Genomic DNA, 20778 nt, shown 5'->3' with positions numbered 1-20778 from the left:
AACCTCCAAATCCAATATGTACCTCTTTAAAACGTCTTAGTTCCTTTTTTTATCCTTCTCAGAATCAAAATGATTATTCCTAACAAAATACTGACAATTAATGCAATCGTCACGCTTATCGGCAGAGTCCATCCCGTTTTCTCAGAAACATTAAATATTTCTACCTGTTCGGAATCAATGGATAACGAATACTTGCCATTGCTTTCTTTCACTCGTTCTTCAGTCAATAAACTAGTTAATTCCATATTAAGTGGTAAATCATTTTTATCCAAACTGACTGTTTGTGCTTTCGTTGTATTATTTATGGCAACGACTAATGTCTCACCTTTATAACTTCGCTTATAAACTGCCATACCACTTTCTTCATGCAACACTTCTAAGTCTCCTCTAGATAAGGAAGGATACTTTTGACGAAGCGCTCCAAGTTTAGAAATATGATTGATTAATTCCTTATCTCCATCAAACTCCATTAATCTTCTATTACCTGGATCTTCTGCCCCATCGAGAGCAATTTCAGAACCGTAATAAATAATTGGAATACCTGGTGCTGTGTACAGATAAGTAAGGGCCAATTTCCATCGGCTTATTGGATCTTGCTTATTAATTAGGATGTCTCTTGTGAAACGGTTCATATCATGATTATCCATGAAGTTACCTAAAAGTTCAGGTCGACTGTAAAATGCCTTATTGCGTTCCCATGAAGTGAATAACCAACCAAGGCTTTGGTTTGGCTTAGCAAATGTTGTTCGAAGATGTTGATTTTGTGGAAAATCGACAAAACCATCTATTCCTGTTTTCTCATATGAAGCAACAACTCGAAGGTCATCATGCCATACTTCCCCTAATAAATAAAAATCGTCTTTTACGGATTTTACTTCTTTGGCAAACTCAGTCCAGAAATCTTTTGGAACATGTTTGACAGTATCCAATCGATAGCCATCTACATCGGTCTCTTCAATCCACCATTTAGCAGCGTCCAACAAATATTTACGAGTTTCAGGGTTTTCTTGATCGAAGTCTGGCAAATCATACAGCCAATTATTTTCTACTTCTTCTTGATTAGCCCAATTTACAATCGGTTGTTTTTCATGAAACCAATCCTTTTTCTCTACATCATTGGCCCATGGATGGTTCGGACCAACATGGTTAACAACAAAATCTAGAATTACTTTCATATCACGCTTATGCGCTTCTTCAACGAGTGTCTTGAATTCTTCCATTGTTCCGAAATGTTCTTCCGTATTATAGAAGTCACTAATCCAATAACCATGGTATCCCTTGTCTTCATTGTCAAAAACCGGTGTTAACCAAATAGCGGTAAAACCCATTTCCTTCAAATAATCAAGCTTGTCCGTGATTCCTTTAAAGTCTCCACCGTTATATTCTTTTAAATCTTCGGTATTCACTTTAAAATCATTGGTTTTATCTCCGTTGTTAAAACGATCCACCATGATGAAATAAATGGATTCATCCTGCCACTTGCGCTCTTCTTTTGCATCAGCACTTACTGAAAATGCATAAAAAAGAAGAAACGGAATTAAAATGAGCAATACTTGGGTTTTCCTCATTGTCCGCTCCTCCTCTCCTATTAATATAGCTCTTGGACTTAACCTTTTGTGCCGCCTGCAGTTAAACCAGATACAAAATACTTCTGGAACATTAAGAACAGGATGGCAATGGGAATGGCAACTAAAACTGCTCCTGCTGCGAATTTCGTGAACTCATTACCAAATTGTTTTGCAACTAATTCATATAATCCGACAGCTAAAGTTAATTTCGCTTCATCACGAAGCAAAATTCTCGCTAAGATAAAATCTCCTAGTGGAGCAATGAATGAGAACAAAGCGACAACTGCTATGATCGGTTTTGCTAAAGGCATAACAATTTGGAAGAAGATACGAAAATGACCTGCACCATCCATTTTTGCTGATTCATCAAGTTCTTTAGGTATCGTATCTAAATAACCTTTCATCAACCAAGTGTTCATTGGAATTTGACCACCTACATAAACAAGAATTAACCCTAAATGAGTATCGATTAATCCCGTACGGTTTGCTAAAACAAAGATAGCAATCAGTGCTGCAAAGTTTGGAATCATTTGCAGAATTAAAAATGTTAATAAACCATTTTTACGCCCAACAAAACGATAACGCGAGAATGAATAAGCAGTAAATGCTACTGAAATAACCGACAAGATCATCGTGATAATACTAATTTTCATTGAATTCCAATACCATAACATGTAATTTGATTTATCCAAATCGAACAAGAATTGATAGTGTTTCAACGTGGGGTTTTCTGGGAACATTTTCGATCCAGATAAACTTTGCCCTGGATTGAATGAAGAACCAATTACCCAAAGTAATGGATATATAACAATAAAAATCATTAATAAAATTAAGATATACGATATGGTGAGTCTGATGATTTTGCTTTTTTTATTATTCATGCTACATCATATCCTCCTCTTGGAAAGATTTTGTTCTCTTGAACTGCCATAGTGCAACTGAGATAACAATAAGTGAAAGAATCATTGTAACCGCTGCAGCTTTACCATATTGTGCACTTGTCATGGTTAAGCGATAAATCCAGGAAATAAGGATATCTGTACCACCTGCATTCTGACTAGGCAGTGCCGGTCCGCCTCCGTTGAAAAGGAAAATGACGTTAAAGTTATTAAAGTTAAACGTATATTGCGTGATAATGATGGGTGCGGTTGCAAATAAAACGAGTGGTAACGTAATAGAAAAGAACTTTTGGAAAATAGAAGCTCCATCCACCGTTGCCGCTTCATACAGTTCATCAGGGATTGATTGTAGTACACCAGTCGTCATGGCAAAAATGAATGGGAATCCTAACCATGTTTGAATCATGATTAAGGCTAATCGTGTCCACGTTTCATTTGTCATCCATGATATAGCTTCAATACCGAAGTAAGGAAGAATGTCTTTATTTATAACTCCAAAAGTCTCATTAAACATTCCAGAGAAAATTAAGATGGTTATAAAAGATGGAACTGCCCACGGTAAAATCATAATGGTACGGATAATCGCTTTTCCTTTTAAATCCTTTTGATTAACAAGAATTGCAAGAAAAATACCTAAACCAACTTGTAGAGTTGTAGCTCCGAATGTCCAAATGATCGTCCAAGCCAAAACAGCAAAGAATGTTGTTCTCCATATATCCAATTGGAAAATGTCGACAAAGTTTTGGAAACCAACCCACTCTACTAATTTTGCAGGAGGCGAATGATATAAATCGTAGTTGGTAAATGCCAATAGAGCCACAAATAAAATTGGGAATATGACAACAAAAATTAACAAGAAGAATCCAGGTGTAATCATTAAGTAAGGGAATCCATTGTCTATTAAATTATGATATTGTTGGCGCACAGAATTTAACTTGAATCCCCTATCGCGTTTTTGACCATTGCGATAAGCATCATTTAAATTTAGTGCATACACTCCCAAGCCCATGATGGTAATAATTAGTGCGATGATTCCATCGATTAATAGGAACACGGAATGATCCAACTTTGGAATTTCACCTAATGTGAAAAGACCCCAAAATCCTACAGGTAAAATATCTTTAAATACGATACCAAAAGATAGCCCTAATATTAAAAAGATGAAGCCTTTTAAAAATTGCTTATTATAAAACTGTCCGAATCCAGGAATAATGGAAAGCAAAACAGCGTTTCTTCCATGATGAGTAGTCGTTTTTAATTCTTCCATAATTGCTAAGCCTCCTCTTTCAGAATAGGAGAAAGTATTTGATTGTTATCAAACTATTAACCTTTTCTTTTCGCTACCTATGTAATGCTAAATTTCTAAGGACATCAGTTACAACGTTTGGTTCGTTTTTCGACTTGGTAATGGCTAGCATAGTACATCTTTCATTATCTCTTCGTAGGAATAAAAGGATGGGCAATACCCTCCAAGAAGGAAGATATCGCCCTTTGCTTTTTACTACTTATTATTCTGCAAACTATTATTTCGCAGGATGGTTCGTTTCGATATTTGTTTGAATAGATTTCACAGCTTCATCTAAAGCATCTTGTGCTTCAGCTTTTCCAGTTGCCAATGTTTGAAGTGCAGAAGCCATTGGGCCCCATACTTCTCCCATTTCAGGAATGTTTGGCATTGGTACAGCGGATTGAGATTGAACTGCTACAGCTTTAGCACCTTCGTTGTCAGAAATAATTGGATCATCAACTAATGCAACGTTAGCTGGAATCTCAGATACTGCTGTGAAACGAGCTTTAGAGTTTTCATCATTTGATAAATGCTCAATTAATTTTGTAGCCCAGTAAGGATTTTCTGTGAATTCTGTTACGTGCCATCCTTTAACACCCATGAATGTTTTAACTGGTTCTCCGTTAGGAAGTGTTGGCATTGGTGCAATACCAATGTCAATTCCAGCATCTTTCATGCCTTGGAACGCCCAAGGACCATTCATTACTGCTGCTACTTTACCTTCGTTGAATAATCCATCCATTGCAGCTCCACCAGTTTCCCCAATGATTCCTTTAGGGAATAGGCCTTCTGCATACCATTTCTGAATATATTCAGCGCCTTCAACAGCGCCTTCGTTGTTTAAACCAATATCTTCACGGTCAAGACCGTCAGCTGTTTCGTTGAAAACATATCCACCCATACCAGCGATCGCACCATGTGCGAAGTAGAAGTTATCCCAAAGTGCTAGGAAACCATAGTTTTCGCCTTTAGTGAAATCTTTAGAGAATGTATATAGTTCATCCATCGTTTTTGGAGCTTCAGGCATTAATGCTTTGTTATAAATCAAAACTGGAGTTTCAGTTGCCTTTGGAAGACCGAAAAGTTTTCCATCATACATTTGAGCAGTTATTGAAGACTCACTATATGTTTTAAGGACTGTATCATCTACAGTAATTTCTTGAATAAGACCTTCAGTTACTACTTGGCCAATTTGGTCATGTGGAAGTGTTACTACGTCTGGAGCATTTCCAGATGGACCATCAAGACGTAATTGGTCACGGATTTTGTCCGCCATGTTTAATTCTTTGAATTCAACTTTGATACCATGCTCTTCTTCAAATGAAGCAAGTGCAGCTGGTAACCAATCTTTACTTTTCTCTAAATCTTCCCAAATAACCAATTTCTCAGGTTTTGGTTCTTCAGACGCTTCAGGTTTTTCACCATCAGCAGGTTCAGTTACTTCTTCTCGGTCTGGTGCACATGCTGCAAGCATACCTAGTAAAAGAATAAGCATCATTAATAATAGATTCTTTTTCATCATGACCCTCCTATAATCTTTTTATATTTATTAATCTATACAAACGGTTGCACAAAACCCACATCTTGGTTGTGAAAGCGGTTGCACAAATATAATTTTAATTATAATGATTAAATTAAATTTTACAACAACTATTTTTACATTAAATTACTTTACTACTCTTTTGTCTGAAAAATACGCTTTATATCACTGATTATAACTTCAAAAATTATATTTTCCTGACGAAAGAATACTATATTTGTTGTAATAGTTACACCACCGTATTGAATACACTGAATCCTTTTGTTATTCTGAATTAGAGATATATATTTTTTGGTAAGTTGCGCAAACGTTTGCAGACAGACTATAGAGGAGTGATTATTTTGGAACGATCAGCAGTTTTTCATAGGCCAGACCAAAATTATTCTTTTATTCTAGATGAGTCCACTCTGGGTATTAGAATTAGAACAAAAAAAGATGATGTAGAAAGAATTGAGCTAATTCATGGTGATCCTTATATTTGGAAGGATGACAAATGGGTTTTCGAGAAGATTGACATGACACTGAATGCGACCGATGCTTTATTTGATTACTGGGAAACTACTATTACCCCACCACATCGAAGAATTCGTTACGGCTTTGAATTACATGCAAAAGGTGAAACATTGCTCTATACCGAAAAAGGCTTTTATGAAGAAGTCTTGTATGATTGCCAATACTATTTTTGTTTTCCCTACCTGCATGCATCTGAACTTTTCAATGCTCCTGACTGGGTGAAAGATACTCGATGGTATCAAATCTTCCCTGAGCGCTTTGCTAACGCGAATTCATCCATTAATCCCAACAACACAATACCTTGGGGAGCAGCAGAACCCGCACAAAACAATTTCTTCGGTGGCGATTTTGAAGGCGTCATAGAACATCTTGATTATTTAGTGGACCTTGGCATCAACGGTATTTATTTCACACCTATCTTTAAGTCTCCATCCAATCATAAATATGACACGATCGATTATTTTGAAATCGACCCGCAATTTGGCACGAAAGAAGATTTAAAAAGACTGGTAAAAGAATGTCATGATCGTGGTATTAAAATAATGCTTGATGCTGTTTTCAATCATAGTGGTTATTATTTTGCACCTTTCCAAGACGTTCTAGAAAAAGGGCAAGATTCTGAGTACGCAAATTGGTTCTATCCACATAGCTTCCCTCTTCATGGAGGAGAACAACCAAATTATGAAACCTTTGCATTTGTCGCTTCTATGCCTAAGTTGAATACGCAAAATCCGCAAGTTAAAAAGTATTTACTAGATGTTTCTGCCTATTGGATTAATGAATTTGATATCGATGGCTGGCGTCTTGATGTTGCAAATGAAGTGGACCATCAGTTCTGGAGAGAATTCCGCACAGTTGTAAGAGAACAGAAACCAGATATCTATATTTTGGGTGAAGTTTGGCATGATTCCATGCCTTGGCTATTAGGAGATCAATTCGACGCAGTTATGAACTATCCATTTACAACGAACGTCTTACATTTATTAGCGAGTCAAACCATAACAGCGAAAGAATTTATGAATGATATGACAACAGTTATCCAAAGCTATCCTAAAAATGTGATGGACGTCACTTTTAATCTAGTAGGGAGCCATGATACCCCAAGAATTCTGACCGAATGTCAGGAAGATGTAAGTCGTGTGAAACTCATCTATACATTGCTATACACATTTATGGGATCCCCATGCATGTACTATGGAGATGAGATTGGCATGACTGGTGGAAAAGATCCAGGTTGTCGTAAATGCATGGAATGGAATCCAGAGAGACAAGACTCCGACTTACTTGACCATGTTAAAAAGTTAATGTCTTTACGTCAATCCGAAAAATTGCTTGCGAATGAAGGCCATTTCCAGTTTTTGAATCAAGAACAAAGCGAGATTGTCGCTTATCGTAAATATCATCATGACCAAAATGTATTAGTGATCATCAACCCGACTAATGTTGAGCAAACGTTCAGAATTCCTCATGTATTGAAAGGAAACGTCATTAAAAATCTTTGGACTCATGAGGAATTTGATTCGAATGAAGATACAACATTAGTCCACCTTAAACCTTTAGAGTTTCAAATCTTAGCCTATCAATTAGGAACTGTGGTTGATTCAAAATAGGTGATTACTTAAGAAAACCCCAGCTCGGTAAAGAAATCTAATGGAAGAATTCCTGTTGACGCAAAGAGGTTTTCAGTGCGCTTCGGACGCATTCTTTGCTGCACTATAATCTAGGGAACAAAGAGTGGGGCTTGTGACTTCGTCACTCGCCCCACTCTATTTTTTCCGATCATTCTGCGGAGAGGATTCGTCCTTTTCTCCCTGAAAACCTGGATGCTCACAGTTAAGATCGTCTGGTTTATTAGAGAATAGATATTATCTATAAGTAGATATTCGACCGAAGATGATATTTCGGTCTCCTTCTTCTTACTTTATTTCAGACCATTCTTTAAAGTCAGCAGTGACACTCACTATAAAAGAAATAATAAACGGTGGGAGACGTAGACACAATTGCCCCTCAAATTGTGGACCTCATCAACCCGCACAAATATGGAGGGATTCCTACGTCGATGGCGATTTTTTCTACGTGACGGACGTTTTTTCCTAAGTCATCACACTTTTTCCCTACGTGAACCTCGATATTTACAACTGAGCCATCGCTCAGCAATTATATGTAAAAATAAATACCAAATGGAGCTGCTCGCTTTGCTCCACAGCCTTTTCTATGGTTGTGAGGTAACACTTTGGATGGAAGAAATGACGTTTTCAGACGTCAATGGCGATTTTTCAGACGTCAAGCCTGTTTTTTCAGACGTCATCTTCTTTTTTTCAGACGTCAACCCCAAAAAGTCAGACTGAGAAACCGCGGAGTCTGACTCAATAAGAAAAACTTCGCAAAGTGATGCCAGATCCTTTTAAGAAGAGTAACCATAGTAGCCTGTTGATTTCCGCTATGGTGGACGCTTGTTGGTTCTATCTCTAGTTTAATTTAGAATCAATTATTCGTGTCTTAGCAATAAGTAATTGATAGATTTTCTTGTAGGTTACTACACACTTGATCGATTGAAGTGGAAGGCGGCGTTGAAAACATCTGCTCCTGCGGTTACTCGTCGCAAAGATATTGGACGAATTACAGTTCGTCCAATATCTTTCCAGCGGGATCAGCGGGACAGGTGAGACCCCGCTGATCCCGAAGCGACCGAGGAGACTCACCGCCCGCCCCGCGGAAAGCGTCCGCCTGAAACGGAAATCAACAATATTAATGAATCATCTTTTGTCCAAAGCACCTGAAATACTGGGTTTATGGAACTAAAATTATATAATTTCTTATCTTTTTAAAAAAACATCCATCAATTACTTCGTAGTGAAAACTACTAGTAAGTGATGGATGTTTTGTTTGATTTTTACGGTTATTTAGACTCTACAATTAAAGTTACTGGACCATCATTAGTTAATGACACATCCATCATTGCTCCAAAAACACCAGTTTCAACTTGAAGATTCAACTTGCGCAGTTCTTCGTTAAATAAATCCCAAAGAGGCTTGGCAACGTCCGGTTTAGCTGCTTCACTAAAACTTGGTCGTCTCCCTTTTCGTGTATCACCGTAAAGAGTGAATTGTGAAATCGATAAAATCGAGCCACCTTCTTCAAAAATCGAGCGATTCATTTTACCTTCTTCGTCTTCAAATAATCGTAAGTTTGCGACTTTTTCGGCTACGTAACGAACATCTTCTTCAGTATCTTCGTGTGTTAATCCGACAAGTAAAACGTACCCTTTGTCAATTTGACCCGTTACTTTCCCATCGACTTTTACGTTTGCACACAAGCTTCTTTGTAATACCACTCTCACAACTGAAACCTCAATTCGTCATTCGTTGGACAGAATAAATTTCTGGAATTTGTTTAATACGTTCTACCACTTTATGCAAATGGGCAATGTTTGTAATCATAACGGTCATATGGATCGTTGCAATTTTATCTCGATCGGCTTTCCCACTAACTGCAGAAATATTCGTTTTGGTTTCACTCACTACATGCATCACTTCATTAAGCAATCCAGAACGATCAAATGCTTGAATTTCAATATCAACTTGATACTCTTTACGATTCGGAGTGAGATGGCTCCCCCACTCAACGTCGATAATGCGTTCATTGACGTCTGAGTCTTGAACATTTGGACAATCTTCTCTGTGAACGGAAACACCGCGACCTTTTGTAATAAATCCAACGATCTCATCACCAGGTACTGGACTACAACATCTCGATAAACGAATAAGTAAGTTATCGATGCCTTTAACGATTACACCTGACTCTGTCGCCTTTTTCGGTGTATTCATTTCTTTAGTGATTTTTTCTAACGCTTCTTCATGATCACGAATTTTACGCATTTTTTCTGCTAATCGGTTGACGACTTGTTGGGCAGTAATGCCACTAAATCCAACAGCCGCATACATATCTTCTTCGCTTGTAAAGTTGAATTTCTCACACACTCGTTTGATGTTTTCATTAAGTAACACTTCTTTTACATCAAACTCTTGAGATTTAATTTCTTTTTCGATCATTTCACGACCTTTATGGACGTTGTCTTCACGAAGTTGCTTTTTAAAGAATTGCTTAATTTTATTTTTCGCTTGCGACGACTGGGCGATTTTCAACCAATCTCGACTTGGACCAAACGATTGTTTAGAAGTTAAGATTTCAACAATATCGCCTGTCTTCAATTTAGTATCTAGAGGTACCATTTTGCCGTTTACTTTTGAGCCAATGGTTTTATTACCAATTTCAGAGTGAACTCGATAGGCATAATCGATAGGAACTGATCCTGCTGGAAGTTCCATGACATCTCCTTTTGGTGAAAAAACATAAACCATATCAGAGAATAAATCGAATTTTAAAGACTCCATAAACTCTTCTGCATTGGAAGATTCATTTTGATACTCCAATATTTCTCTGAACCAAGTGAGCTTTGAATCAACCGATTTATTGGAAGACTCAACGGTTTTGCCTTCTTTATAAGCCCAGTGTGCAGCTACGCCGAACTCTGCAATTCTATGCATTTCTTCCGTACGAATTTGCACTTCTAAAGGATCGCCTTGTGGACCGATCACGGTCGTATGAAGAGCTTGATATAAGTTTTGTTTTGGCATCGCAATATAATCTTTGAAACGACCAGGCATAGGTTTCCAAAGTGTATGGATAATTCCAAGTACTGCGTAACAATCTTTGATACTTTCAACCGTTATGCGGACTGCTAATAAATCATAAATTTCGTTAAATTGTTTTTCTTGCACATTCATTTTCTTGTAAATGCTATATATATGTTTAGGTCGGCCAAATAAATCCGCTTTAAGTTCAACTTCATCTAGCTCGAGTTTTATATTGGCCATTACGTTGTTTAAGTAATCTTCTCGTTCATTTCGCTTTCGCTTCATTAAATTCACAATACGGTAATATTGTTGTGGATTTAAGTAACGCAGAGAAATGTCCTCGAGCTCCCACTTAATGGTGGAAATTCCGAGACGATGCGCAAGTGGAGCAAAAATTTCAAGTGTTTCACTTGCTTTAAGACGTTGTTTTTCAACCGGTTGGAATTTCAACGTGCGCATATTGTGCAGACGGTCAGCTAATTTAATTAAAATTACGCGAATATCTTGTGCCATAGCAACAAACATTTTACGGTGATTTTCCGCTTGTTGTTCTTCTTTGGACATGAATTTAATTTTACTTAACTTAGTGACACCTTCTACTAGCATGGCCACTTCTTCGCTAAATTCACGAACGATATCTTCTCTATGGATGTCAGTATCTTCTACGACATCATGTAAAAACCCTGCAGCTACTGTTGCAGGATCCATTTGTAGTTGTGCTAAAATCCCCGCTACTTGAATCGGGTGAATGATATAAGGCTCTCCCGATTTTCTAAATTGTTCTCGGTGAGCGTACTCTGCCGTTTCATACGACTTTTTGACAAAATCAACGTTCTTGTCATTCATATAAGTCGCGACAATTGCGAATACTTCTTCAGCTGTAAATACTTGGTCTTTCGCCATGTCGAATCACCAGACTCCATTCAATTTCGATAAATATATGTATTGTCTATTGTATAGCAGATATACACTTCTTGCACCCCAAATGATGAAAGATGATGAGTTTTCTTAAAACATTTTTGAATGATTATCATTATTTCCCAATAAGATTGTGTTATCTACTTCGTATTGTAGGCTTTCTGACGATTCGACAGACCGAGGTTGTTTCCATTAACTGATATATCATTGCGTGCTTAAATGTTTTTGTTTCAATAAGTGTACTAGTTAGTGAGACGTGTTTGAGCGATAAATCAACAGATTGAGCGATAAATTCTTGAAATGAGCGATAAATCTACAGATTGAGCGATAAACCCCTCAAAATGAGTGATAAATATTTCACGATCGAGTTTTCCACTAAAAACACGTCTCATTGACCAAGCTAACTAGTTATGAAACAAGCAATATGAAATTTTGCATTAAAAAAAGGATGAACTTTAAAAGTTCATCCTTTTCCTATTTAATATTGCATTAAAGTACAGATGTCGTACCCTTTTAATTTTTCACGACCATCAAGATACGTTAACTCGATTAAGAACGCACAGCCTGCAACTACTCCACCCATTTGCTCAACAAGTTTAATCGTCGCTTCAACTGTTCCGCCTGTTGCTAATAAATCATCTACAACCAAGACACGTTGTCCTGGTTTGATTGCGTCTTTGTGCATAGTTAAAACGTTTGTACCGTACTCAAGGTCATATTCAGCGCGAATGACTTCACGAGGTAATTTCCCTTCTTTACGAACAGGTGCAAACCCTTTAGCCATTGCATAAGCCACAGGACAGCCTATGATAAACCCACGTGCTTCAGGTCCAACAATCATATCTACATTCTTTTGTACGGCATATTTTACAATTTCATCCGTAGCGTATTTATATGCTTCACCATTATCCATAATGGTTGAAATATCTTTGAAGCGAATACCAGGTTTCGGCCAATCTTCAACAATTGTTACGTATTTCTTTAAATCCATTGTTGCTCCTCCTCAGGAACGGTCTGCTCGACTAAGCGTGTGTCAAACCATTGTCTTAATTCCATATATGGCGCATATAACAGCTTTTGTTCTAGCTGCATTTGCTGTTCGCGGGATTGATAGACAGTTGACTCGGCAAGATCTCTTTTTACAGCATCTTCTTGCATGTCAATTCGTCCATTGTTTATTTTAACAAACCCAAGGTCAAAAAACACCTCTGTCATGAAAAATAATGTACTCGAACTCCATCCTTTATGTTTAGCGAGCTCGTTTACATTCGTTTGCAGATCAAATGAAGGTCGTTTTGTTAAAAACCCATAATACCATTTGAATTGATCACGACTAGGCATGCCTTCAAAATAGGTCGGTTCAGATGCAAAGAAATGTGCATATATTCGTTTCGGTTGTATATGAGTTAATACGGCTTCAAGCATTTGTTCATCTTGCGGAATATCGAGTAGAACGATATAAGGCTTTGGTGTTGGGAATGCTTGATTTTTAGAAATCAGTACGATGTCCACGTTTAATAAGGTCTCGAAGTGAATGACCGTTTTTTGATCAAAAGCAAGATAAAGCGTTTGATCTACTTTAATCAATTGATTCCATCTGTTCACTTGACGAATTCCTCGTATGTCATATAACTGCCAATCGTCTGTTTTAGCATCGGTAATCATAAATTGAGGTTTCTTTCGACCATTCCATTCATTGACTTGCAGATCTCCTATAAAGGAAACTGCCACGCCTGGAGTTAATTCATCCGCTAAATGGCCTTGGCTAAATCCGACTGCATCTAAAGTTTGTGGACCATCGGACAGTTCCATTTTCACATGGTTCTGATTTGCTCCAATTTTCCTCATAGATGCAATGTTTACGCGTTCAATACAGTACATCGGTTTAGGGAAATCCATTCCAAAAGGTCCGAGTTTTTTTAATGACTCGATAGATGCTAAATCGATTTCTTCTAAACTAATCGAAATATCTATTTGTTGAATCGGTTGTAAATCTTCCTCAGTCAATTCCGCTTCCGCTTGCTCCTGCATACGATTTCGTAAATCAGCTACATCTTCAATCGCCAAAGTTATACCGGCAGCCATTGGATGTCCACCGAAATGCGGCAAGATATCTCGATTTTTGGCAAGTTCGTTATACAAGTGGAAACCTTCAATACTTCGTGCCGACCCTTTAGCTATGCCTTTTTCAGAATCAAGCCCAAGAACGATCGATGGACGATAGTATTTTTCAACAAGTCTAGATGCAACAATCCCCACTACGCCAGGATTCCAACCTTCTTTTGCCACAATAATGACGTGCGGATCTTGGCCAATTTCTCCGGATTCAACCATCGCAATAGCTTCTTCCGTCATTTGACTGACGATCCCTTGACGTTCTTTATTATGAGAATCTAGAACTTTAGCAAGAGTCATAGCTTCCACTGAATCAGTCGATAAGAACAAGTCGACACCAGGTCCAGCGTCTGACAATCGTCCAAGTGCATTAATTCGTGGTCCAAACAAAAAGCCAATTGTTTCTTCATCAATTTGATTTTGTTCAGTTCCTGCTATTTGACATAGTGCTTGAATGGCAGGTCGATTTGATTTGCGAAGTTGTTTAATTCCTTCTTGTACAAAGTAGCGATTTTCATCGTGTAAGGACACTAAATCTGCTACGGTTCCAATGGCAACAAGTTCTAATAACTGTTTTGGAATTTCGCCAAGTAAGGCATGAGCTACTTTAAAGGCTACGCCAACTCCAGCTAATTCTCCAAATGGATAACTGCCACGCGGATGCCTCGGGTGAATAATAGCATCAGCAGGCGGAAGAATTTCTCCAGCTTCATGATGATCAGTAACGATAACGTCCATGCCAAGATCTTTTGCCATTTGAATTTCGTTAACTCCTGAAATTCCATTATCAACTGTAATGATTAAGTTCACACCATCTTCAAATGCTGCTTTAAATAATCGTTCACTCGGTCCATAGCCATCTATAAAACGATTAGGGATGGCAAATGTAACATTGGCATCCAATTGTTGAAGTGCACTCATCATAACTGATGTACTCGTTACGCCATCTGCATCGTAGTCTCCGTATACTAATATCATTTCTTCATTAGCAATAGCCTGTTTTATACGAGCTACCGCTTTATCCATATCATGCAGTAAAAACGGATCATGCATCGATGATTCATCCATATGTAAAAACGCTTTTGTCTTATCGACATCAAAAAAGCCTCGAGAGGCGAGTAGTTTAGCAGATACAGCAGATAGGTTTAATTCTTTTTGTAAATGTTGAACGATTTGGTCGTCTGGTTTTTCCATACGCCATCTTTTTTTAGATTCAATCATCTTTATACCACTTCCTCATGATTTCCATTATACCTTATCAGACCCCCCTCTGTAATTGTTAGCGTTCCTGTTCGCGATGAGAATTAGGAGGTATTTGGATAGTTGCAACGAAATAGCGAAAGTTGCAACCAAATCGGAAAAGTTGCAACGAAACTAAATTAGTTGCAACGAAATCATGAAAGTTGCAACTAAATCGAAAATAACGCAAAAAAAAACACCCGGGATGGATGTTTTTTCATTACATTAAATAGTTGAGCGAACATCAGCTGCTGTATCTTCAGGAATGGCATCATCTTTAAGATGTGCATCTTGATATCGCACTGGTTCATTTTTGTGCAAAGCGGCTATTTCATTTTGTTGCGTGGCAATTAGTGATTCTTTTGCCGTGTTGTCTTTTTCAAGGTGCTTAACACGACGTTGCAATACAAATGATCGGAAGATAGCAACGGAACCACTTACGAGTGCTCCAAGTAAAGCTGATACTAAAATAACTAAGATCAGAGGCCATTGAGCAGTGCCAAAGACATAGTTTACGGGTACATCTTCTACATTGACAACCGCAAAAATGGCAACGATAACAGCGAAAATAAGTGCGAGTAATAAAGACCATTGAAATTTCATCGGAATTCCTCCTATTTCTAAATACTACGTTTGTTACAGTATACGTAAAAAAAGGGAACAAAGTATAATTTTCTATACCCTGTTCCCTCTATTTCAAAACTTTTATACGACAGGCTCATCTGTGCCCCATTTTCTTTTACTTTCATCTTCTTCAACATCGATTGCTCCACGTTTCTTAAGTTCGCGTTTTTTCAATACGAACCAAAGTTGAGCAGCAATAAAGATGGAAGAATACGTACCGGAAATTAAACCGATAAGTAATGCGATTGAGAAGTTTCGAATTGAATCTGAACCAAAGATTAACAATGCTGCTACTACAAACACAACAGTTAACACGGTGTTTACCGAGCGTCCTAATGTTTGACGAAGTGATTTGTTCACAATAATGGCAAGGTCTTCTTCTGTTTCAATTCTCTTCGATCGTCTCATGTTTTCTCGAATACGGTCAAATGTAACAATCGTATCGTTAATGGAGTAACCGACAATCGTTAGGATGGCCGCAATGAACGTAATATCGACTTCTAAACGCAAGATACTAAATATCGCAATCATAAAGAATGCATCATGGAGAAGGGACACAATCGCTGCCACACCCATCCGCCATTCAAAACGGAATGCCGTGTAGAGGATGATACCAATCGATGCAAATAGTAATGCGAACAATGCATTTTTCGCTAATTCTTTTCCGACTGTAGAAGAGACTGTGCTAATGTTTGGATCAGCACCATAATCTTCTTTAATTGTCGATTTCAACGTATTAATTTCTTGTTGAGAGAATTCTTCTTTATAACGAACAACACCTATTTCTTGGTTGTCACCCGACAGCACGATATCTTCTGAAGGTTGATCAATTGACTCTAAATAAGTAGTTAATTCTTCTTTTGTTAAAGAATCTTCTGAAAGAATTTCTACTCGCGTTCCGCTCGAGAAATCGATTCCAAGATTTAAGCGGAAAATCCCAAGAATAATTACACCAATCACAATAAAGGTGATCGAAGCTGTAAAGAACTTCTTACGAGAGGATACAAAATCAAAGCGATCGAATTTCGTTGGTAAGTCTAATGTATCAAACTTTTCTTCTGCTGAATGAATGGTTGATTGTTTAACACCAAATAACCATGGTTTGCCATCAAACATGCCACTATTCACGAGAAGACCTAAAAGTACACGAGATCCCCAAACCGCTGTGATAAAGCTTGACAGGATACTGATGATTAACATTAAAGCAAAACCTTTTACTGAGCTTGTACCAAAGTAAAATAATACAGCTGCAGCAATTAGTGATGTAATATTCGCATCAAAAATGGCAGAGAATGAAGAACTTGCACCCTTTTTAAACGCGGATTTCACTGAATCTCCAACTCTTAATTCTTCTTTAATGCGCTCGTACGTAATAATGTTTGCATCGACCGCCATACCGACACCTAACACAATGGCAGCAATACCAGGCAATGTTAATACACCATTAATTAATTCGAATACTAGGAGAATCAAAAACACGTAAACAGTTAATGTAATCATAGCGACTACTCCAGGTAGACGGTAATACAAGAACATGAATAGTGCAACAAGTGCAATCCCTATTAGAGCAGCGAATACAGTTGTTTTAAGTGCTTGTTCACCAAACTGTGCACCAACAGATGTAGAGTAAATTTCTGTTAACTTAACTGGCAAAGCTCCTGCATTTAATACGCCAGATAAATCTTTCGTTTCTTCTACTGAAAAAGCACCTGAAATTTGAACGCTGTTTGAATTAATGCGCTCATCCACAGTAGGACTTGAAACGAATTTCGGTTTTTCTTTGCTAGCTTCAGCAGCAAATGAATCGACGCCTTCTTCAAAGTCTAACCAAATAACTAATAAGTTTGTCCCAACTGGTTTTTGACTAATTTGTTGAGTCACTTCTGCAAATTTAGCCGGATCTTTTAATTCAAGTGTAACCATAGGACGACCTTGTTCATCAAAAGTCGCTTTAGCTCCGCCTTCTTTTAAATCTGAACCGTCTAACATTAAATTATCTTCAACATCACGGAAGGATAAGTTCGCTTGAGTAGATAATAATTCTCGTGCGGATTCTTGATCTTCTACGCCAGCCAACTGAACGCGAATACGATTATCGCCTTCAATTTGAATGTTCGGTTCACTTACACCGAGAACGTTAATTCGGTTGAGTAACGCCGTAGTAGTGTCCGTTACCATTTCCTCTGAAACTTTCGGACCATCCTTTTTAAGCGGTTCGACTTGATATAGTACTTCGAATCCACCTTGTAAATCCAATCCCAATTTAATATCGTTGACAACCGATTGCGCGGTTGTACTAATGGAAGCCGCAAATACTACGATAAGTAATAAAAATGCGATAATTCGGCCTCTTGTTTTCATATGTAAATTTCCTCCTCAAATTGTCAAATGATAGTGAAACACTACCATTCTCAAAAAGCACAACAAGATTATTATGAAACACGTGACGCCAAGTGTCAAATGGACTTAAGATTCAGACGACTCAGTAATTACACGTACGGGTTTAATTGACTTTACTGTTGGGTTCAAAAGTTCTTGAAGGCTTCCCTCATTGAGTTCTGAGAACCAGTTCGACGCTTTATAATCTTCGATTTGAGTGTGTGTCATAAACTGTGCGGGCGAAACGCCTAAAATATCATTGACCATTTCAGATACACGCATTTCCAAAATGTCACGCTTTCGCCACTTTTTATTTATACAATAATGCCAAATGTCTTTTTCTTTAACAGAATTGTAGTTATACAAACGAAACTCGTGAATTTTACTTTCTAACGCAGGACCAACCAGTTGAAATAAATCTTCATATTTAACACTCATGTAAACACTTCCCTTTTCTATGGTATTAAACATCGTTATTTTCGCATAAGAATATTGTATACGAATTTGCGTGAATTGAGAAGGAAGTGGCAGAATTGTCGACATTTTTACGTGGGACATTGGTATTAATGGGGGCTGTTTTTTTATCTAAACTGTTTGGTTTTGTTTTTCGCATTCAATTTGTGCGAATTGCAGGAGAAGAAGCTGTGGGTATTTACTCAGCCGCTTATCCCGCATTCATTTTCTTTTTATCGTTAATACAATTAGGGTTACCAATCGCTGTTGCTAAAATTACCGCTGAATTGTATGCAGGGAAAAAACATCTTGAAATTCAAGCATTCATGCGAAAAGTTTGGAAAATAAACTGGATTTCTATTATTATTTTCGGTCCACTTTTATTTCTTACGATTCCATTTGTTGCGAGCAATTTGCTAGAAAATGCAGCCATCAGCAATACACTTTATATCGGCTTACTTACGATTCCCATTGCCGCTTTAGGTGGAATTCTAAAAGGCTATTTCCAAGGTCTAGCAAAAGTAGAAGAAACAGCGTGGTCACAATTAATTGAACAATTTTTCCGTATTGCTTTAATCACTTTGTTGCTGCCATACGTAGTTGTTCAATCGAGTCCTGCCGCCACGGCTGCAGCAGCTATGACGATGGCGTTATTAGCTGAACTCGGATCCTTCTTATATTTATGGTATAAGTACAAACGCGTTAAACAACCAACTGGTAAAGTTATTAATTATCCATCTTCCCCTATTTTAGAAGTCGCATTGCCTTCAGCAGGCAGTCGGCTATTCGGTTCATTTACATGGTTTTTAGAACCTATTGTTTTTATTAAAGCATTAGCTGTAGCCGGTGTGAGTGCAGTAGCAGCGACGAATTTATACGGTGTGATCTCAGCTGTGTATATTCCTTTACTGCTGTTCCCTGCCTTTATTCCGTACGCATTATCCATCGTTTTGGTACCAGCTGTTAGTGATGCTCGAGCTCGCTCAAACCGCGTCATGTTGCAAGAACGTGTTTCTCTAGCGATGCGCGTGTCTGCCATGACTGGATGTTTTGCAGCGACCGTTTTTTATTTGCATGGTGAACATATTGTGCGCGTGTTATTTCATGTAACGGAAGGCAAAGGGTATATGGCCCTCCTAGCTCCAGTGTTTTTTTTCTATTACATACAAAGCCCACTTCATGCGATCTTGCAAGCTATGCATGAAGCAAAAGCTGCCATGATGAATTCGATTTATGGTGGGCTTGGAAAACTATTTGTTATGTTTGTGTTAGCTTCTCAACCTGGAATAGAAGAAAAAGGTGCAATTTTAGCTATCGGTTTCGGTGTTTGTTTAACGTCATTTTTACATATGGCCACACTGCGGCAAAAAAAAGAAGCCGGTATTGGCTTCACATTTTTTGCCATTCCATATTTATTGTTTATCATCGTCACGATTCTTCGTCCTGTCATTTGGCCATTAGGGGAAATGCCTTGGGTGGCTGACAGCTTTATTACAGGTTTATTAGTTTTAGCAGGCTTAGTAGTTTTTGGGCAAATTCATGTATCAGATATTCGTCTCCTTCGAAAACTGATCAAGAAGACTTAAACCGCTCTCTCAATTGAACATATAACTTTTCTTTTTCATAGCTACAATAAAATACAGTTCGTGGATCATCAATGTCAAGTTTCTTTAATTCATCGAGTAACCATTCTTTATCTTGTTGAATTAAATCTAAATGAGATTCTTGTACATCTCCATCTACAATAAGAGGCAAAACGGGGTGATCTTCACCTATTTTAAATACGGATAAATTTCCTGACGGCTCCAAAAAAGCATATGCAACATCTTGTATTGAGCCAATTTGCTGTTCTCTCAGTTGTTGAAATAAGTCGTCCAAATTGTATCGTTGTTTACGCATTTCAGATTCGATTATTTCACCGCTCCGTATAATAACGGAAGGATCTCCATCTATTAAATCTCGTACCTTTTTGCTTTTTAATGACCAATAAGAAGTGCCTAATTGTATGAGTAACAAAAGAATCATTGGTAAAATCGATTCAAATAGTTTGCGTTTGGGATTATCAATGGCAAATGAAGCAACTTCAGCAATCATGACGAAAATAACTAAGTCCATAAGGCTTAGCTCGCCCACTTCACGTTTTCCCATTATTCGAAAAATAAATAAAATTAAAAGGTAGAGAAAAATGGTTCGCCACGCTACAACAAATAGGAGTTCAAGTTCTTCCATCTGCATCCCCCTTTTTCTATGTAGTATGAGAGAAAAAGGACTGCACTATACAAAAAAACCTGTTTCTCCATAAAAGGAAAAACAGGTTTTTGACTGTTCATTTATAGTACTGGTGATGAATCGATCGTACGAGCGATAGCTGCACGTTCAAATTGAAGGCGAGTACCATCAGCAATTGTTACGAAAACAGTTGCATCATCTACTGCATCAACAAGTGCGTGAAGGCCACCTACTGTTACGATACGATCCCCACGTTTTAAGCTCGTTTGCATAGAAGCTGTTGTTTTTTGACGTTTTTGTGCTGGTCGGATAATGAAAAACCACATCACTACGAACATCAAAATAATTGGTGATAAACCTATTAATGTTTCCATTC

At 37.8% G+C, this 20778-nt stretch carries 15 protein-coding genes; 2 read left to right on the top strand and 13 right to left on the bottom strand.

Translation table 11 applies throughout. From position 1 onward, the window contains the following. Window positions 1-26 precede the first annotated feature (26 nt). The 4 genes from ACFPYN_RS10145 to ACFPYN_RS10130 form a co-directional block, all read right to left on the bottom strand. A complete protein-coding gene (locus ACFPYN_RS10145; protein WP_377733950.1) occupies window positions 27-1568 on the bottom strand; it encodes an alpha-amylase family glycosyl hydrolase in 1542 nt (513 codons plus the stop codon). Window positions 1569-1606: 38 nt separating this feature from the next. Continuing rightward, the gene (locus ACFPYN_RS10140; RefSeq protein ID WP_377733949.1) at window positions 1607-2449 is read right to left on the bottom strand and encodes a sugar ABC transporter permease; all 843 of its coding nucleotides are present in this window, start codon (window positions 2447-2449) and stop codon (window positions 1607-1609) included. Between the two features lies 1 nt (window position 2450). Next, entirely contained in the window at window positions 2451-3734 is a 1284-nt protein-coding gene (locus ACFPYN_RS10135; protein WP_377733948.1) for a carbohydrate ABC transporter permease, read from the bottom strand. Between the two features lie 256 nt (window positions 3735-3990). Continuing rightward, window positions 3991-5274, bottom strand: coding sequence for an extracellular solute-binding protein (locus tag ACFPYN_RS10130; protein WP_377733946.1), 1284 nt, complete (start codon window positions 5272-5274; stop codon window positions 3991-3993). Window positions 5275-5636: 362 nt separating this feature from the next. Between ACFPYN_RS10130 and ACFPYN_RS10125 the strand changes: the two genes are divergently transcribed. Continuing rightward, the gene (locus ACFPYN_RS10125; protein ID WP_377733944.1) at window positions 5637-7418 is read left to right on the top strand and encodes an alpha-glycosidase; all 1782 of its coding nucleotides are present in this window, start codon (window positions 5637-5639) and stop codon (window positions 7416-7418) included. A 1289-nt stretch (window positions 7419-8707) separates the two neighbouring features. On the opposite strand, the gene dtd is transcribed toward ACFPYN_RS10125, so the two are convergent. The 7 genes from dtd to ACFPYN_RS10090 all read right to left on the bottom strand — a co-directional run bounded on the left by dtd (window position 8708) and on the right by ACFPYN_RS10090 (window position 18158). Beyond that, entirely contained in the window at window positions 8708-9148 is a 441-nt protein-coding gene (dtd, locus tag ACFPYN_RS10120) for a D-aminoacyl-tRNA deacylase (protein ID WP_377733942.1), read from the bottom strand. 10 nt (window positions 9149-9158) lie between these two features. Beyond that, window positions 9159-11348 (bottom strand): RelA/SpoT family protein, encoded by a 2190-nt coding sequence (locus ACFPYN_RS10115; RefSeq protein WP_377733941.1) that lies wholly within the window; start codon window positions 11346-11348, stop codon window positions 9159-9161. Window positions 11349-11841: 493 nt separating this feature from the next. Continuing rightward, entirely contained in the window at window positions 11842-12354 is a 513-nt protein-coding gene (locus tag ACFPYN_RS10110) for an adenine phosphoribosyltransferase (protein WP_377733940.1), read from the bottom strand. Further along, complete coding sequence (gene recJ / locus ACFPYN_RS10105) at window positions 12345-14699, bottom strand: single-stranded-DNA-specific exonuclease RecJ (RefSeq protein WP_377733939.1); 2355 nt, start codon at window positions 14697-14699, stop codon at window positions 12345-12347. The genes ACFPYN_RS10110 and recJ overlap by 10 nt, the downstream gene beginning before the upstream one ends. A gap of 243 nt (window positions 14700-14942) precedes the next feature. Then, complete coding sequence (locus ACFPYN_RS10100) at window positions 14943-15320, bottom strand: LapA family protein (RefSeq protein ID WP_377733936.1); 378 nt, start codon at window positions 15318-15320, stop codon at window positions 14943-14945. Between the two features lie 102 nt (window positions 15321-15422). Further along, window positions 15423-17702, bottom strand: a complete 2280-nt coding sequence (secDF, locus tag ACFPYN_RS10095) for a protein translocase subunit SecDF (protein ID WP_377733935.1) — start codon at window positions 17700-17702, stop codon at window positions 15423-15425. A gap of 105 nt (window positions 17703-17807) precedes the next feature. After that, entirely contained in the window at window positions 17808-18158 is a 351-nt protein-coding gene (locus ACFPYN_RS10090; protein WP_377733933.1) for a post-transcriptional regulator, read from the bottom strand. Between the two features lie 95 nt (window positions 18159-18253). Between ACFPYN_RS10090 and ACFPYN_RS10085 the strand changes: the two genes are divergently transcribed. Further along, window positions 18254-19759, top strand: coding sequence for a putative polysaccharide biosynthesis protein (locus ACFPYN_RS10085; protein ID WP_377733932.1), 1506 nt, complete (start codon window positions 18254-18256; stop codon window positions 19757-19759). On the opposite strand, the gene ACFPYN_RS10080 is transcribed toward ACFPYN_RS10085, so the two are convergent. Beyond that, window positions 19746-20402: a DUF421 domain-containing protein gene (locus tag ACFPYN_RS10080; RefSeq protein ID WP_377733930.1), complete on the bottom strand. Its 657-nt coding sequence runs from the start codon at window positions 20400-20402 to the stop codon at window positions 19746-19748. The genes ACFPYN_RS10085 and ACFPYN_RS10080 overlap by 14 nt on opposite strands. Window positions 20403-20503: 101 nt before the next feature. Then, the gene (gene yajC, locus ACFPYN_RS10075; protein ID WP_377733929.1) at window positions 20504-20776 is read right to left on the bottom strand and encodes a preprotein translocase subunit YajC; all 273 of its coding nucleotides are present in this window, start codon (window positions 20774-20776) and stop codon (window positions 20504-20506) included. Window positions 20777-20778: the final 2 nt, after the last annotated feature.

Origin of the sequence: Paenisporosarcina macmurdoensis, assembly GCF_042658845.1 — a bacterium.
In the GTDB taxonomy this organism is placed as follows: Bacteria; Bacillota; Bacilli; order Bacillales_A; family Planococcaceae; genus Paenisporosarcina; species Paenisporosarcina macmurdoensis.
Note: the sequence above shows the minus strand (reverse complement) of the source record. Positions and strands in the feature narration are given on the sequence as shown.